The sequence below is a fragment of the Duganella sp. AC237 genome, assembly GCF_979254035.1.
In genome coordinates, this window is record NZ_CEEDEW010000003.1 from 4,232,976 (window position 1) to 4,249,517 (window position 16,542).

Below are 16,542 nucleotides of genomic sequence, written 5' to 3' on the forward strand. Positions count from 1 at the left end.
TTTTTATGTCGGACCTGTGATCGAACATATTTTCAAAAAATTTCCACAAAGCATTTAATTACTTCGGGGCTACGGTCGTCTTGTTCTTTGGTGGGCGCAGGATAGCTGCGCTTACGCTGAAACCACCTACCAGGAGTCATTCGATGTTAAGCCTTCACACCAACTCCGCCGCCCTGTCGGCACAGAACTCGATCTCGCGCACGCAAGCGTCGCTGTCGACCTCGCAGACCCGTCTGTCGACCGGCTTCCGCGTCAACTCGGCCATGGACGACGCCGCCGGCCTGCAGATCGCCACGCGCCTGAAGTACCAGACCAGCGGCATGACCGTCGCCATGCGCAACACCCAAAACTCGATTTCGCTGATGCAAACCGGCGAAGGCGCGCTCGACGAGACCACCAACATCCTGGTCCGCATGAAAGACCTGGCCACCCAGGCCGCCGACGGCTCCTCGAGCAGCGCCGACCAGGCCTCGATGCAGTCCGAATTCGACGCCCTGACCAACGAACTGACCAACATCGTCGGCAACACCTCGTTCGGCGGCCAGAAACTGTTCAGCCACCGATACGAGCACCGGCACCTCGACCTTCCAGAACGCCTCGCCTGACGTTCCAGATCGGCGCCTCGTCGAGCGAAAAACTGACCGTCGACATGTCCTCGATGGTTGGTTCGATGCACAGCGCCATCTGCCGCTGCCGCCACCGCCTACAGCGCCGCCGGCACCGCGTCGACCGCGATCTGGTACCCAACTGACGGCCACCGGCACCGCCGCCAACAGCGCCATCAACCTGCTGGCCAGCGCCATCGACTCCGTCTCGAACCTGCGTTCGACCCTGGGCGCGACGTCGAACCGGTTGGAACACGTGTTCAACAACCTGGCCAATGTCTCGACCAACACCAAGGCCGCGGCGGGACGCATCATGGACACCGACTTCGCTGCCGAATCGTCCAACATGACATCGCAACAGATGCTGCTGCAGGCGGGCACCGCGATGCTCAAGCAGTCGAACAGCACCTCGTCGCTGGTCATGTCGCTGCTGCAATAATAGTAGTCTGCAAAGTAATTGGGTATCGCGCCCGCAGCGCCGACGGCACTGCGGGCTTTTTTACGCCCGTTCCGCCCGTCACCGCCCTTTCCGGCACTTATTTCAACAAATTTCCACAAAGCATTTAATATCTCCACGGCGTTGGTCGTCTTGTCATTAGGAGAGCGCAGAACAGCGTCGCTCCGACCGAATCCACCTACCAGGAGTAATTAGATGCTGAGCCTTCACACCAACGCCGCCGCCCTGTCGGCACAGAACTCGATCTCGCGCACGCAATCGTCGCTGTCGACTTCGCAAACCCGCCTGTCGACCGGCTTCCGCGTCAACTCCGCCATGGACGACGCCGCCGGCTTGCAGATCGCCACGCGCCTGAAATACCAGACCAGCGGCATGACCGTCGCCATGCGCAACACCCAAAACTCGATTTCGCTGATGCAAACCGGTGAAGGCGCCCTCGACGAAACCACCAACATCCTGGTGCGCATGAAAGACCTGGCCACCCAGGCCGCCGACGGCTCCTCGAGCAGCGCCGACCAAACGTCGATGCAGGCCGAATTCGACGCCCTGACCAACGAACTGACCAACATCGTCGGCAACACCTCGTTCGGCGGCCAGAAACTGTTCAACGCCGACACCAGCAGCACCACCGCCACGTTCCAGAACGCCAGCCTGACGTTCCAGATCGGCGCCTCGTCGAGCGAAAAGCTGACCGTCGACATGAGCTCGATGGTCGGTTCCATGCACGCCGCGATCGCCTCGGCCACCGCCGGCTACAGCAGCTCGGGCACCGCCTCGACCGCCGTCGGCACCGAACTGACCGCCGCCAACGGCGCCAACAGCGCCATCAACCTGCTGGCCAGCGCCATCGACTCGGTGTCGAACCTGCGTTCGACCCTGGGTGCGACCTCGAACCGCCTGGAACACGTCTACAACAACCTGGCCAACGTCTCGACCAATACCAAGGCTGCCGCAGGCCGCATCATGGACACCGACTTCGCCGCCGAATCGTCGAACATGACGTCGCAGCAGATGCTGCTGCAAGCGGGCACCGCGATGCTCAAGCAGTCGAACAGCACCTCGTCGCTGGTCATGTCCCTGCTGCAATAATAGTCTTGCCTGTTCCGGCGACGGAACAGTGCGAACGGGAGCCAACCGGGTATGCGGTTGGCTTTTTTTTCACCGAATATTCGTGAAGGGCGAGCCCGATGGCCGTCGACCGCGTCAGCGCCTCCGGGCGTATCCAGCGCCCAGCGGCGCGCGCCGCCGCAAGGCCGGGCGTGGCCGTCGGCACGCCGCCGCTCGCCGTCGGCGCGGCGTCGGCCCTGGGCGCCGACGCCCCGGAAGCGCTGCCGCTGCCGCTGTCGGGCCTCGAGACGCTGGCCGCCGCGCTGGCCGCCGCGCCGCAGCAGGAGGACGAGCCGTCGGCCATGCGCGCCAACCAGGTGTTCCTGTCGCGCCAACTGGTCTGGCAGACCCCCGACAGCGCGGCCATGGCAGCGTCGTGGCACACCATGGTGCGCGCCTACGGCGAGCGGCGCGCGGCGTGGCTGGAACAGGCCAGCGGCCGGCATGTGCCGTCGAGCCTGTTCATGGCCGACCACACGCCGGCCGCCATGCGCGATGGCGGGCAGCCACCGCCGCTGGTCACCGAGATCGAACCGTGGCGCTTCGCCGTGTTCGCCCGGGGTAACCAGCGGCTGGTGCTCAAGGTGGTGATCGAAGACGAGCAGCCCGGGCATGGCCAGCGCCGGCACGGGCGCGCCGCGCTGCGCCTGGAGCTGGTGCTGCCGGGCCAGGGCCGGGTGCTGGTTCAGCTCGAGGCGGCGGCCGGCAACGGCCTGCTGCTCGAGTTGGCCACCGTCCACGCCTCGGCCATGCGGCATTTGCGCGAAACGCTGCCGCGCCTGGCGCTGCGTATCAACGGCTGCGGCCTGACCATCGTGCGCTGCCGGCTGCGGGGCGCGCTGGCGCCGGCCGGCGCGCTGCAGCCGAGCCGCGCGCAGGCGGGCGCGCTCAGTCCGGCGCTCTTCCGCGCCATGGCCGAAGTGGCGACGCTGCTGTCGCGCCCACCCGCCCAGGGGCACGCAACGCGCGACGCCCCTGGTAATCCTTAGTGCCCCTTACTCGCCGCCTTCACTAGCCAGAAGGAATGTTGCTCAGGTATGATCAGTACACCGTCCCGTCCCGATTTCTCTTTCCTCTCTCATCTATGTCAACTTCATCCAACGTCGACCAGTTGTTCGCCCAGGGCGTTCAGTTGCACAGCGAAGGCAACCTGCCCCAGGCCTTGCAAGTGTACGAGCAGGTGTTGCGGCTCGCGCCCCAGCACTTCGACGCGCTGCACCACACCGGCATCGCTGCCTTCCAGAACGGAAACTTCGAAATGGCCGCCAGCTTTATCCGCTCGGCGCTGGCGGTCGACGCCGGCCACGCGGCCGCGCAGAACAACCTCGGCAACGCGCTGCGCGAGCTGCAACTGCTGGAAGATGCGCTGCGCTGCTACGACAAGGCGCTGGCGCTCGACGCCGCCGATGCCCACACGCACTTCAACCGCGCCGTCACGCTGCAGTCGCTGATGCGGGTCGACGAAGCGCTGCAAGGCTACGACCAGGCGCTGGCGCTCGATGCCGGCGACGACCAGGCCTGGAACAACCGCGCGCTGCTGCTGTGGCAAACCAAACAATATGAATTGGCGCAGATCAACGTCGAGCAGGCGCTGGCGATCAATCCGGACAACATCGAGGCGCACAACAACCTCGGCAACATCCTGCAGGATCTGGGCCAGCCGGACGGGGCCGAACAAAGCTACCGCCAGGCGCTGGCCATGCTGCCGGACTACGCCGATGCCCATTACAACCTGGGCCGCCTGCTGCTGGCGGCCGGGCGCGACGCCGAGGCGCTGGCCTGCCACGAACAGGCCATCGCCCTGCATCCGCAATTCCTGCAGGCCCAGCGGCAGCGGGCGCAGGCGCTGCGGCGGCTGGACCGGGCCGACGAGGCCGCGCACGCCGAGACCCAGGCGCTGGCGCTGCAAGCCGGGCTGGTGGCGGCCTACCGCAAGCGCGCCGGGGAGCTCGAACAACTCAGGCAACACGAATCGGCCGCCGCGCTGTACGCCTCCGCGCTCGAGTTCGATCCCGAGGACGACACGCTGCGCCAGGACCACGCGCGCGCGCTCGGCAACAGCCGCCAGCAGGAACAGGTGCTCACCAGCCTGCGCCAGGCGCTGGAATTGAAGATGGAACGCGCGGCCCTGCACGGCGCCCGCGAAGTGCTGGAAAACACGGACCAGGACCGCGACTACGAGTCGGCGCGCATCGCCTTCGAGAAACTGACCAAGCTGGCGCCGAGCAATCCGCGCGCTTACATCAACCTCGGCAGCATTTTGCAAAAGCTCGGCCTCGACGATCTGGCCATGGAGAATTACGATCGCGCGCTGGCGGTCGCCCCGAACTCACCGCTGGGCAACTGGAACCGCGCGCTGATGCTGCTCGCCCGCGGCGACTACGAGCGCGGCTGGGCGGCCTATGAGTGGCGCTGGAAAACCCCGGAGCTGCCGCTCTACAAGCACAAGCGCCACTTCCTCAAGCCGCAATGGAGCGGTCGCGAGCCGTTGCAGGGCAAGACCATCCTGCTGCACGCCGAGCAGGGTTTCGGCGACTCGCTGCAGTTTTGCCGTTATGCGGCGCTGGCCAAGCAGCGCGGCGCGCGGGTGGTGCTGGAAGTGCCGAAAACGCTGGTACCGCTGATGGGCACGCTGGCCGGCGTGGACCAGATCGTCGCCGCCGGCAGCAGCTTGCCGGCCTTCGATTTCCACATCCCGCTGATGAGCTTGCCTTTCGCCTTCAAGACCCGGGTCGACACGATTCCATCGGCGCCGTCCTACCTGAGCAGCGACGCGGCCAAGCGCGAGCAGTGGAATGCGGTGCTCGGCCCCAAGACCAAGCTGCGCGTGGGCCTGGTGTGGAGCGGCAGCGCCACCCATGGAAACGACCACAACCGCACTTTGCCGCTGTCCGTGCTGGCCAAGGCACTGTCCGACCGGTACGAATTCATCTGTTTGCAGAAAGAAATCCGGGCCGACGACCAGCCGCTGCTGGCCACGCTGCCGGTACGCCAGGTCAGTGAACTGCTGCTTGACTTTGGCGACACCGCCGCGCTGTGCGACGTGATGGACGTGGTGATCACGGTCGACACCAGCGTCGCCCACTTGGCCGGGGCGCTCGGCAAGCGGGTCTGGATCCTGCTGCCGACGCCGTTCGAATGGCGCTGGCTGCAAGAGGGAGCGACCAGCCCGTGGTATCCAACGGCCACGCTGTACCGCCAGGAACGCATCGGCGCCTGGGAGCCGGTGATCGCCGCCGTAGCGGCGGACTTGGCCAGGGAAGCGGCGAACGGGGTTGCGGGGGTCGACGGGTGTGAATAATCCCGCCGGCCGCACATCCGGCAGCGGCCGGCAATCATTCGGAGAGGCAGCGAGATGGCCGTAGACCGCGTCGGCGCCACATTGCGCCCGCTGGGCATTCCAGAGCGGCAGTCCGGGCAGCCGGGGCCGGCCGTGCGCGGACCGCTCGACGCGCGCGACAGCAACGCCCCCTACCCGGTCACGCCGCAGGCGCCGACCGCGCCGGCCGCGCCGGGCCGGGTCGGCATGCCGTTCGACGGCCCCGACGCCCAGCCGCTGCCGCAGTCCGGGCTCGAGGCCCTGGCCGCCGCGCTGGCCGACCTGCCCAACGCGGCCGAGCCGTCGGCGATGCGGCCCAACCAGGTCTTCCTGTCGCGCCAGATGGTGTGGCAGCCGCCCGACACGGCCATGATGGCCGGCTCGTGGCAAACCATGGTGCGCGCCTACGGCGAGCAGCGCGCCGCCTGGCTGGAACAGGCCGCCGGCAAGCACGTCCCGTCGAGCCTGTTCATGGCCGAGCACACGCCATCGGCGCTGCGCGAGGGCCGCCCCGGCCTGCCGTTGGTGACGGAAATGGAACCGTGGCGCTTCGCCGTGTTCGCCTGGGGGGCGGAACGGCTGGTGCTGCGCGTGGTCGTCAACGACGACGAGGAGCCCGCGCCACCGCGCCGCAAGCGCGCGCGCGTGGCGCTGCGGCTCGAACTGATGCTGCCCGGCCTGGGCCGGATCGTGATCCAGATGGAACCGGCGGGCGGCAACGGCGTGTTCATGGAGGTGGGCGCGGCCCATACCTCGGCCATGCAGCACATGCGCGAAATCCTGCCGCACCTGGCGGCGATGGTCGGCCGCTGCGGCCTGACGATCCTGCGCTGCCGCCTGCGGCGCGAACTGCCGCCGACCAGCAGCGAGCACCCCTACCCCACCCGGGCCCACACGGCGGCGCTGACGGCGGCCGTGTTCAAGGCCATGGCCGAGATGGCCGTCATGCTGTCGCAGCCGCTGCCGCCGGACGACGTTTTTGTGGAAACCGCCTGATAGCGGCATGATAAACTCGCGCGCATGAGTGCAAAAGACATCGGACACCATACCGCCCAGGCGGCGCCGGAAGCGGTCAGCTTCGGCGCCGCTTTTCTGTATTGGCTCAAGCTCGGCTTTATCAGCTTCGGCGGACCGGCCGGCCAGATCGCCATCATGCACCAGGAGCTGGTCGAGCGGCGCCGCTGGATTTCCGAACGACGCTTCCTGCACGCGCTCAACTACTGCATGGTGCTGCCCGGCCCCGAGGCGCAGCAGCTGGCGATCTACATCGGCTGGCTGATGCACCGCACCCGGGGCGGCATCGCCGCCGGCGTGCTGTTCGTGCTGCCGTCGCTATTCATCCTGATCGGCCTGTCGTGGATGTATATGGCCTATGGCCACACGCCGGCCATGGCGGGACTGTTCTACGGCATCAAGCCGGCCGTCACCGCGCTGGTGTTGCACGCGGCCTGGCGGGTCGGTTCGCGCACGCTGAAAAACGGCTGGCTGTGGGCGATCGCCACGGCCGCCTTCCTGGCCATCTTCCTGCTGGCGATCCCGTTCCCGCTGATCGTGCTGGCGGCCGGCCTGGCCGGCTACCTGGGCGGCCGCTATGCGCCGCAGCGCTTTAACAGCGCGGGCGGCCACGGCAAGGCCGCCGCGCCCGCGGGCCCGGCGCTGATCGACGACCACACGCCGCCCCCGGCCCACGCGCAATTCAGCTGGCGGCGCTGCGGCATCGTGCTGCTGGCGCACCTGGCCCTGTGGCTGGGCGGCATCGGCGCACTGGTCGCCGTGTTCGGCACCGACGCGGTGCTCACACGCATGGCCTGGTTCTTCACCAAGGCCGCGCTGCTGACCTTTGGCGGGGCGTACGCGGTGCTGCCTTACGTGTTCCAGGGCGCGGTCGAGCACCATCACTGGCTCAGCGCGGCGCAGATGATCGACGGCCTGGCGCTGGGCGAGACCACGCCGGGACCGCTGATCATGGTGGTCTCGTATGTCGGCTTCGCCGGCGGCTGGAACACGGCGATCTTCGGCGCGGACGCTTTGCTGCTGTCGGGCGCGGTGGCGGCGGCGGTGGTCACCTGCTTTACCTTCCTGCCGTCGTTCCTGTTCATTCTGCTGGGCGGACCGTTCATCGAATCGACGCACGGCAACCTCAAATTCACCGCGCCGCTGACCGGCATCACCGCCGCCGTGGTCGGCGTGATACTCAACCTGGCACTGTTTTTCGCCTGGCACACCCTCTGGCCCAACGGCTGGACCGGCGCCTTCGAGTGGCCGTCGGCACTGATCGGGCTGGCGGCGGGTGTGGCCCTGTTCCGTTACAAACGCGGCGTGATCCAGGTCGTGGCAGCCTGCGGACTGGCCGGCCTGGCCTGGACGCTCCTACTCAAATGAGGCACATGAAAGCACATTTATATTCCGCAGTGATCCTGGCCGCGCTGGGCGGCTGCACCCTGCTCAAGCCGGCACCGAAGGTGGTGCAGACCTGGGAAAGCCCGGCCGCCGAGTATCCGGCGATCTGCATGCTGATGCTGGAGGACGGCACGCTGGCGTTCAAGGGCGGCCTGCGGTTCTACCAGCCCGGCACATGGCGGCAGGATGCCGGCACCGGCATTCTGACGCTGACCCTGGGCGGCACCGAACCGTTCCCGACGGATCTGACGAAGGTACAACTGCGCAGCAAGATCGGCGCGCTGACCGGCTACAACGCGCAGCGCCGCGAGCTGACCTACAGGGTCGTGCCGGCCACACCGTTCATCGCCCTGGCCAACTTTTACTTCTACCCCGCCAATACATGCCATGCGAACTGAGGACTTAACCGGAATTGCCATGACCACCCATCCACTCTGCCCCGTATGCAACACCGAGACGGTCATCCACGACGTCGTCGATTTCAACAAAAGCTGTGAAGAAGCGCGTCAATTCTTCCTGCCGCTATCGGGACGGCCTATCTATTACAATCGCTGTCCGGGCTGCGCTTTCACGCTGGCGCCGGAGTTCGGCCAGTGGTCGGACCAGGAGTTCCAGGACCACATCTACAATGATCGCTACATCGACATCGATCCCGACTACGTCAGCATACGCCCCCGGGGCAACGCCGAATTCCTGAAAAAACTGTTCGGGGAAAGCCGCAAGCAGATCCGCCACCTCGATTACGGCGGCGGCAGTGGCGTGCTGTCGAAAGACTTGCGCTCGCAAGGCTGGAACTCGACCACGTACGATCCGTTTCCGCGCAATGAGCGGCGGATCGAAGATCTGGGCAAATTCAATCTCATCACCGCGTTCGAGGTGTTTGAACATGTGCCCGACGTGTCTGAATTAATGCGCAACATCACTTCCCTGATGGAGGACGAGTGCGTGGTCATTTTTTCGACTTTACTGTCGGACGGGCACATCACGCCCAACAGCCGGCTGACCTGGTGGTATGCCTCACCGCGCAACGGGCACATCAGCCTGTTTTCAAAGCGCAGCCTGGTGCTGCTGGCCGAGCGCCATGCACTGCAGTTCGGCAGCTTCAACAGCGTCACCCACTGCATCTTCAATCGCGTGCCAAGCTGGGCAATGAAACTGCTCGGCGGCTAGGCGCATACGGGCGTTCAGCCCGCTCCGCCCGGTCTATCCCACCGTGCCGATGATGCTCACTTCGCGGTTCTCGGGGATCTCGTTGTACGACAGCACGTGCAGGCCGGGCGCGAACAACCTGGCGTAGCGCGCCAGCAGCGGCCGTATCTGCGGCAGCACCAGCAGCAGCGGTGGCGTGGCCTGCTGCTTCATCTGCTCGCGCGCCACCGGCATGTTCACTTGCAGCTGCGCCAGCAGGTGCGGGTCGATCGGGTAATTGTCCAACACCACCTTGCCGCCCTGGCGCGCCTGGTTCAGCGAGCCGAGCAGCATGTTCTCCAGGTCGCCGCCGAGGTTGAACGCCAGCATCTCGGTCTTTTGCCCGAACAGCCCGGTGACGATCTGGCGCCGCAGCGCGCAGCGCACCTCGGCCGCCAGCAGGATCGGGTCCTTGGTGGTCTCCGAGCTGTCGACCAGGGTGGTGGCGATCGGCACGATATCCTTCAGCGAGACGTTCTCGGCCAGCAGCACGCGGAACACGCGCAGCATCTGCGTGTGCGTCAGCGCCTTGTCGAGCGAGGCGGCCAGCTTGGGCGACAGGGCCGTGAGCCGGTCCATCAGCGCCGGCACGTCCTCGTGGCGGAACAGTTCCGGCAGGTATTCGCGGATTAGCTTGGACAGGTGGGTGGCGATCGCGCTCGGCGCCTCCACCACCTGGTAGCCCAGCCCCAGCGCGTTGGCCTTCTCGCTGGTTTCGATCCACGTCACCGGCATGCCGTAGGCCGGCTCGATGCCGGGAATGCCGTCGATCTGGCCGTAAACATTCGGCGACGGGATCGCCATCAGGCGGTCGGCGAACACCTCGGCCTGGGCCACCACGCTGCCCGAGAGCATCACGGAATATTGCGACGGCTTGAGGCCGAGGTCGTCGCGCACGACGATCGGCGGCAGCAGCAGGCCCATCGATTCGGACAGGCTCTGGCGCACGCCGCGCACCCGCTTGGTCAGCGGCTCGCCGTGGGTCTTGTCGATCAGGCCGACCAGCTTGTAGCCCAGCGCCAGCTGCAACTGCTGCACCGCCGGCAGGCTGTGCCAGTCGAGCTCGGGCGCGCGGTCGTCGCGCAGCGCCGCCTCGATGGCGTCGATGCCGGAGGTGTCGGGCGCCTTGACCACCTGCCCCAGCTTCCAGCCGACATAGGCCAGCACGATGGCGAAGGGCGCGAACATCTGCCACGGCATGCCCGGCACCAGGGCCAGGATCAGCATCATGCCGGCCGCGCTGAACATCACCTGCGGCGACGTCAGCACCTGGTCGCCGACCTGCTTCTCGAAGTCGCCCGAGTCGGAAATGCGGGTCACCAGGATGGCCGAGGCGGCCGACAGCAGCAGCGCCGGGATCTGCGCCACCAGGCCGTCACCGATGGTCAGCAGCGCGTATTGCTTGAAGGCGTCGCCGAACGACATGTCCTGCATGATCGAGCCGATCGCCACGCCGCCGACCATGTTGATGATCAAAATCAGGATACTGGCGACGGCGTCGCCGCGCACGAACTTGGAGGCGCCGTCCATGGCGCCGTAGAAGTCGGCCTCGGCGGCGACGTCCTTGCGCCGCGCCTGGGCCTTCTCCTGGTTGATCAGGCCGGCGTTGAGGTCGGCGTCGATCGCCATCTGCTTGCCCGGCAAGGCGTCCAGGGTGAAGCGCGCCGACACTTCCGAAATACGCTCGGCGCCCTTGGTCACCACCATGAAGTTGATGATCATCAAAATGACGAACACGACGATACCGACCACGTAGTTGCCGCCGATGACGACCTCGCCGAAGGCCTCGATCACCTCGCCGGCCGCGGCCGTGCCCTGGTGGCCGTGCAGCAGCACCACCCGGGTCGAGGCCACGTTCAACGTCAGCCTGAGCATGGTGGTGGCCAGGATCACCGTCGGGAATACCGAGAAGTCCAGCGGCCGCTTGGCCGAGACGGCCACCATGATGACGATCAGCGCCAGCACGATGTTGAACGTGAACATCACGTCTAGCAAAATCGGCGGCAACGGCAGGATGATCATCGCCAGGATCACCAACAGGAATATCGGTGTGGCGAACTTGTGGCGACGCGCTTCGGCGATCAACCGCTGGAATAAATTCATGACTGCTTAACCTCGCTCATGGATGTTGGGACGACGACTTCATTCGGATACGCCGGCTCGGCGGCGCGCCGCCCGGTACGGAATGCTTTCAATTGCAGCACATAGTTCAGCACCTGCGAAACCGCCTGGTACAGCTGCACCGGGATCTGCTGGTTGACCTGGCTGGTGTTGTAGATGGCGCGCGCCAGCGGCGCCAGCGCCATCACTTCGATCTTGTGTTCGGTGGCGATCTGGCGGATGTAGAGCGCCATCTCGTCGACGCCCTTGGCCACCACGTACGGCGCCTCGGCGCGGTCGTGGTCGTACTTCAGCGCAACCGCGTAGTGTTCCGGATTGACGATGACGACGTCGGCGCTGGGCACGGTCTTGCGGGCGCTGTTGCGCGCCAGCGCGCGCTGCAGCTGGCGGATCCGCCCTTTCACCTCGGGGCGGCCCTCGGTCGACTTGTGCTCCTCCTTCTGGTCCTGCTTGCTCATGCGCTGCTGCTTGGCGAAGAAGAAGGCCTGCGCCGGCACGTCGATCAACGCGAAGATGACGAACACGGCGATCAACGCCATCAGGCCGTCGAGCATCAGGTTCGAGCCGTTCATCATCGCCAGCCCCATCGGCATGTGCTGCAGCTGCGTGTAATCCTTGACCGTCGAGCGGGCAACGTGGATCAGCACGGAAATCAGCACGCCGGCCTTGGCGATCGACACCAGCAGCTCGAAGGCGTGCTTGCCGCCGAACAGCCGCCCCAGGTTGGCGGCCGGGCTCATGCGGCTCAGCTTGGGCGCCCAGTGCTTGGTGCTCATCACCCAGCCGCCCGGCACCATCGCGCCCAGCACGATGAACAAGGGCACCACGAATAGCGGCAGCACCATCTTGATGAACAGCCACATGGCGCTGCCGAACACGGTCGACATCGCGTTGTCGATCGACCCGGTGCTGTCGAACGGCGCAAAGCTCTGGTGGAAGATTTCGTGGAACTCGGCCATATAGGTCGGCAACAGGTAAACAAACAGCTTCAGGCTCACCAGGATGCCGATCGCCGTCGACAGGTCGCGCGAGCGGACCACCTGCCCTTCGTCGCGCGACTTCTTGAGCTTCTGTTGGGAAGCCTTTTCTGTTTTGTCGCCGCTGCTATTGTCAGCCATTGGCGGCCACCTGCATCTGCTGGCGGATCAGCTCGAGCACCTGGTTGGTCATGCGCACGTAATGCTCGGGAATGAAGCGCACCACCTCGGCCAGCATCATCAGCCCGAAGATGGTGATCACCGAAAAGCCCAGCGCGAACAGGTTCAGGCTGGGGGCGACCCGGTTCAAAAAGCCAAAGCCGAGCTGCACCACCAGCGTGGAAAACACGATCGGGATCGCCAGCAGCATCGCCGCCGAGAAGATCCAGGCGACGTTGTAGGCCACCGCGTTGAGCAGGATCGGCGCGTAGCCCTGCCCCAGCGGCCAGGCGCGGAAGCTCTGGCCGATGATGTTGGAGATCACCAGGTGGCCGTCGATGGCGAAGAACACGATGATCGACAGCACCGACAACAGCGCCGACACAACGTCCGACGACTGGCCGTTCATCGGGTCGTTCATCACCGCCATCGAAAAGCCCATCTGCGACGACACCATAAAGCCGAGCACGCCGATGACCGACATGGCGAAGTGGAACGCCAGCCCCAGCACGAAGCCGATCAGCGCCTGCTCGATGGTGGCGACCACGCCGTGCATCGAGAACGGGTCGATCTGGTACCCGCCGACGCCGCCAGTGGCCGGCAGCATCAGCACCGCCAGCACCAGCGCGATCAGGATGCGCACCGTTACCGGCGTGACGGCCTCGCCCAGCACCGGGGCGCCGATGAACATCGCCAGGATGCGGCAGAACGGCCACCAGATGGCGGTGAGCATCGGCAGCAGCTGGGCCAGGACCGGTTCCATGTCGCGGGTGGGCGCGCGGCTAGCCGACCAGCGTGGCGGCGCGGGTGAAAATGGAGACGCAGAAGTCCATCAGGTAGCCGGCCATCCAGCGGCCCATCAAAATGATGGCCAGCAGGGTGACCAGCAACCTGGGCAGGAAACTGAGCGTCTGTTCGTTGATTTGCGTGGCCGCCTGCACCAGCGCCACCAGCAGGCCCATGATCAGGCCGGGCACCACCAGCAGGATCACCAGCAGCATGACGATGTGCAGCGATTCGACCACCAGGTCGACGGCAACTTCGGGAGTCAGCATGGGGCTAGCCTATCTTTATCTCTATCTGTCTAATACGCCTGCACGCTGGTGACGAGCGTGTTGACGGTAAGGGTCCAGCCGTCGACCAGCACGAACAGCAGCAACTTGAACGGCAGCGAAATGACCAGCGGCGAGAGCATCATCATGCCCATCGCCATCAGCACCGACGACACCACCAGGTCGATCACCAGGAACGGGATGAACAGCATGCAGCCGATCTGGAACGCGGTCTTTAGCTCCGACAGCACGAACGCGGCCAGCTTGACGGTGAACGCGTGCTCGGCCGGCACGGTGATTTTGTCCTCGCCGGCCAGGTGGGCGATCTGCTGCAGCGCGGCCTTGCTGGTTTGCGCCAGCATGAAGCGGGAAATGGGTTTTTCGGCGATTTGCAGCGCCGTCTCCAGGCTGATCTTGTCCTGGTCGTAGGGCACGAAGGCGTCGGTCCAGATCTGGTCGCCGATCGGGCGCATCACCAGCAAGGTCAGAATCAGGGCGACCCCGGTGATCACCCGGTTGGGCAAGCCCTGCTGCAGACCCAGCGCCTGGCGCAGCAGCGACAGCACAATGACGAAGCGGGTAAAGCTGGTCATCATCATGACCATCACCGGGAGCAAACCCAGCAAGGTCATGATGATCAGGATTTGCATCTTGACCGTCAGCTCGGTCTTGGCGCCCGGCACCACGTTGGCCAGCAGGTCGACCGCCTGGGCCGCGCCCGGCGCCAGCGCCAGGGTCATGCCGGCCGCGAGCGCCGCCACGCCGGCGGCGGCCAGGCCGGGCCGGCGCCACCGCGTCGTCGCACTCCGGGTCATGAAGTCATCATGTCGAGATTGAGGCCGTCCAGGTCGATGACTTTGAGGCCGTAGTTCTCACCGGCCACCACCACCTCGGCGCGGCCGATGGCGGTGCCGTTGACCTTGATGACCAGCGGCTCGCCGGCCAGCACGTCGAGCTCGACCACGCTGTCCGGGCCGATCGCCATCAACTCCTGCAGCGAGATGCGCGCCGAGCCGACCTCCAGCGTCAGCGTCACCGGGATCTTGCGCATCATCGCCGGCAGGTCGCGGCGCGGCGCGACGGCCGGCACGTCGGCCAGCTCGGTGCCGACCTGGTCGATGATCATTTCCTCGGACAAGTCTTCCAGCAGGGCGTCGGTGGGGTTGGCTACGTTCATGTTCATCATGTTTATTCAACATCTTCAAAGGAGGTTAGACAGAGTTTGCCCTTGTGCTCGGTCACGGCCGCGGTGAACAGCCGGGAATCCTCGAGCAGGACGTCGGCTCTGCTCAGGCTGATGGGGATGACATCGCCCACCTGCAAATCGTACAAGGTTCCCAGCATCACTTCCTTGCTGGCCAGGCGGCCCGTCAGGCCCACCTGCAGGCGCTGCGCCAGCGGACTGGCGGCCTGCGGCTTCTTGGCGCCGTCGCGGTCGCGCAACAGTCCGCGCAGCACGCTGGCCATCAGCGCCTTGTCCAGCGCAAACCAGAACTGGCCGGTGGCGCCGCTGGCGTTGTCGGCCAGGGTGACGGTGATGGTCCAGTTGCCCTTGGGCGGCGGTGCGCCGGGCGCCGGTTTGAATTCGGTATCGACGCCCTCTTCGCCGTCGCCGGCCGGCGCCTTGTCGATCACCGGCAGGTTCAGCTCGATGCGGCCGGCCAGGGTGCCGGCCAACTGTTGCCCCAAAACCACAGCGAGGCGCTCCTCGGTGGCGGTCACGCGCACCGCGCTCTCGTCGACCGGGGCCGGACTGGTGTCGGACTTGCCGGGGCTGCCGTAACGGGAATTGAGTACGCTGAGCAACACCTTGCGTTCGAGCGAGAAAGAGATGTGGCCGGCCGGGGCCGCAAAACTCAACCAGCGGCCGCGCTGTTCGCCGTCGAAGCGGGTGAACTGCACGTCGTCGACCCGGAACCCGCCCCAGTAGCGGCGGTTCATGTTCAGGCGCATGGCCTGCGTCAGGTCGTCGCGCAACTGGGCCGCGAAAATGTGCAGCAGGTGCACGGGACGCCCCAGCAAGCAAGGGTCCAGAACCTGATGGGGCGCGGTCGGTTTTGTGGTTGTCATGTTAGGGCCAGGTCGGGTGTTAGGGCCGGGTCGGATAATTCTTCATACGCTCCATCATCGCACTATCCAGCTAAAAACTGCTTACTTCCAGCGCAAAATTTGGCTCCGTGCAACAGCATAACGGAAAGTAGCTCTGGATCGCTAGCCAGAGTCTACAGGATAATTCACATTATTGCCATGCAACAAGTTTTTGTCGCAGGATGTTTACGGAGGGCAAATAAACCTTTACAAGAATATTGCCAGTCGGTAAGCTAAACGCAGCCTCATAGAGGAAGCGCTGCAATGCAACAACCTTAACAAACGACCCTTAGTGAATGATTTATAACGGTATTTACTCCAGGAAAACACTTTCCAAGAGATCCGAGATTCGCAGCGCAAACATTTAATCAGGGTACGCTCAAAACGTGACATTTTCCCGCCACACCATACCGGCCGACACAATTGCTTATGCGCAATGCGCCAGGTTGGTCACCTGCCCTCACTGTCATTCCTACAAGACTGTGACATGCAAGATGAATGTGTAGCACGAATGCGATAGAGACGAGGCGGCACGGCCCGGCGATGGACGCCAAGCTTGCTGCATACCGGCAATCTGGATATGGTAGACACGTGGGACCGACGCGGCATGCAAGCCGCACAGTTGCACGCAACAGGAGGTAACAAGCATGAGTAACGGATTCTCCAGCCTGATTCAGGCCGACCTGGCGTCCCTGACCAACGCCGCGCAAACGCTGGGCAACAGCGCCATCGCGCCGGCGGCCCAGTTCGGCGGCCACGCGGGCCAGTTCGGCGCCGCCGACGCCAACGCCGGCTTTTCGTTCGCCCAGTCAATGAAGGACGCGATCGGCAAGGTCAACGACGGCGACGCCGCCGCCGGCCAGAAGATGGCCGACGTCGACGCCGGCAAGAGCGACGACCTGGTCGGCGCCATGCTGGCCAGCCAGGAAGCGAGCCTGTCGTTCTCGATGCTGATGCAAGTGCGCAACAAAGTGATGGGCGCCGTCGACGAGCTCATCAAGTTGCCGCTGTAAGCGCCGTTAATCAGGCAACCCAGCGGACCAAGCAAACACCACCACACCACCGCGCA

At 65.2% G+C, this 16,542-nt stretch carries 17 protein-coding genes; 10 read left to right on the top strand and 7 right to left on the bottom strand.

Features of this window, described 5'->3' with window-relative positions:
* Positions 1–143 precede the first annotated feature (143 nt).
* From AC0IYS_RS18735 to AC0IYS_RS18775, 9 genes are all read left to right on the top strand, one after another.
* Positions 144–605 carry a flagellin N-terminal helical domain-containing protein gene (locus tag AC0IYS_RS18735; protein ID WP_471706590.1) on the top strand — a complete coding sequence of 154 codons (462 nt, stop codon included), beginning with the start codon at positions 144–146 and terminating at the stop codon, positions 603–605.
* 226 nt (positions 606–831) lie between these two features.
* Positions 832–1,044: a flagellin gene (locus tag AC0IYS_RS18740; RefSeq protein ID WP_471708905.1), complete on the top strand. Its 213-nt coding sequence runs from the start codon at positions 832–834 to the stop codon at positions 1,042–1,044.
* Positions 1,045–1,257: 213 nt separating this feature from the next.
* Positions 1,258–2,151: a flagellin N-terminal helical domain-containing protein gene (locus AC0IYS_RS18745; RefSeq protein ID WP_471706591.1), complete on the top strand. Its 894-nt coding sequence runs from the start codon at positions 1,258–1,260 to the stop codon at positions 2,149–2,151.
* Between the two features lie 98 nt (positions 2,152–2,249).
* Positions 2,250–3,158 (top strand): hypothetical protein, encoded by a 909-nt coding sequence (locus tag AC0IYS_RS18750; protein WP_471706592.1) that lies wholly within the window; start codon positions 2,250–2,252, stop codon positions 3,156–3,158.
* A gap of 95 nt (positions 3,159–3,253) precedes the next feature.
* Positions 3,254–5,470 (top strand): tetratricopeptide repeat protein, encoded by a 2,217-nt coding sequence (locus tag AC0IYS_RS18755; protein ID WP_471706593.1) that lies wholly within the window; start codon positions 3,254–3,256, stop codon positions 5,468–5,470.
* A gap of 54 nt (positions 5,471–5,524) precedes the next feature.
* The gene (locus AC0IYS_RS18760) at positions 5,525–6,484 is read left to right on the top strand and encodes a hypothetical protein (protein ID WP_471706594.1); all 960 of its coding nucleotides are present in this window, start codon (positions 5,525–5,527) and stop codon (positions 6,482–6,484) included.
* 24 nt (positions 6,485–6,508) lie between these two features.
* Positions 6,509–7,870, top strand: coding sequence for a chromate efflux transporter (gene chrA, locus AC0IYS_RS18765; RefSeq protein ID WP_471706595.1), 1,362 nt, complete (start codon positions 6,509–6,511; stop codon positions 7,868–7,870).
* A 5-nt stretch (positions 7,871–7,875) separates the two neighbouring features.
* Positions 7,876–8,286, top strand: coding sequence for a hypothetical protein (locus AC0IYS_RS18770; protein ID WP_471706596.1), 411 nt, complete (start codon positions 7,876–7,878; stop codon positions 8,284–8,286).
* Positions 8,287–8,305: 19 nt separating this feature from the next.
* A complete protein-coding gene (locus AC0IYS_RS18775) occupies positions 8,306–9,058 on the top strand; it encodes a class I SAM-dependent methyltransferase (protein WP_471706597.1) in 753 nt (250 codons plus the stop codon).
* 33 nt (positions 9,059–9,091) lie between these two features.
* Here AC0IYS_RS18775 and AC0IYS_RS18780 read toward each other — a convergent pair whose 3' ends face one another.
* The 7 genes from AC0IYS_RS18780 to AC0IYS_RS18810 are packed head-to-tail and all read right to left on the bottom strand — an operon-like array spanning position 9,092 to position 15,455.
* A complete protein-coding gene (locus AC0IYS_RS18780; protein ID WP_471706598.1) occupies positions 9,092–11,179 on the bottom strand; it encodes a flagellar biosynthesis protein FlhA in 2,088 nt (695 codons plus the stop codon).
* Entirely contained in the window at positions 11,176–12,315 is a 1,140-nt protein-coding gene (locus AC0IYS_RS18785) for an EscU/YscU/HrcU family type III secretion system export apparatus switch protein (RefSeq protein ID WP_471706599.1), read from the bottom strand. Before AC0IYS_RS18785 ends, AC0IYS_RS18780 begins: the two co-directional genes overlap by 4 nt.
* On the bottom strand, positions 12,308–13,096 hold the full coding sequence (locus AC0IYS_RS18790) for a flagellar biosynthetic protein FliR (protein ID WP_471706600.1): 789 nt from the start codon (positions 13,094–13,096) through the stop codon (positions 12,308–12,310). Before AC0IYS_RS18790 ends, AC0IYS_RS18785 begins: the two co-directional genes overlap by 8 nt.
* A 19-nt stretch (positions 13,097–13,115) precedes the next feature.
* Positions 13,116–13,388 carry a flagellar biosynthetic protein FliQ gene (locus AC0IYS_RS18795; RefSeq protein WP_090313971.1) on the bottom strand — a complete coding sequence of 91 codons (273 nt, stop codon included), beginning with the start codon at positions 13,386–13,388 and terminating at the stop codon, positions 13,116–13,118.
* 29 nt (positions 13,389–13,417) lie between these two features.
* Positions 13,418–14,200 (bottom strand): flagellar type III secretion system pore protein FliP, encoded by a 783-nt coding sequence (fliP, locus tag AC0IYS_RS18800; protein ID WP_471706602.1) that lies wholly within the window; start codon positions 14,198–14,200, stop codon positions 13,418–13,420.
* A complete protein-coding gene (locus tag AC0IYS_RS18805) occupies positions 14,197–14,568 on the bottom strand; it encodes a FliM/FliN family flagellar motor switch protein (RefSeq protein WP_177196625.1) in 372 nt (123 codons plus the stop codon). The genes fliP and AC0IYS_RS18805 overlap by 4 nt, the downstream gene beginning before the upstream one ends.
* A gap of 5 nt (positions 14,569–14,573) precedes the next feature.
* A complete protein-coding gene (locus AC0IYS_RS18810; RefSeq protein ID WP_471706603.1) occupies positions 14,574–15,455 on the bottom strand; it encodes a FliM/FliN family flagellar motor switch protein in 882 nt (293 codons plus the stop codon).
* A gap of 665 nt (positions 15,456–16,120) precedes the next feature.
* Here AC0IYS_RS18810 and fliE point away from each other — a divergent pair.
* The gene (gene fliE, locus AC0IYS_RS18815; protein WP_471706604.1) at positions 16,121–16,486 is read left to right on the top strand and encodes a flagellar hook-basal body complex protein FliE; all 366 of its coding nucleotides are present in this window, start codon (positions 16,121–16,123) and stop codon (positions 16,484–16,486) included.
* The last annotated feature ends 56 nt before the right edge of the window (positions 16,487–16,542 follow it).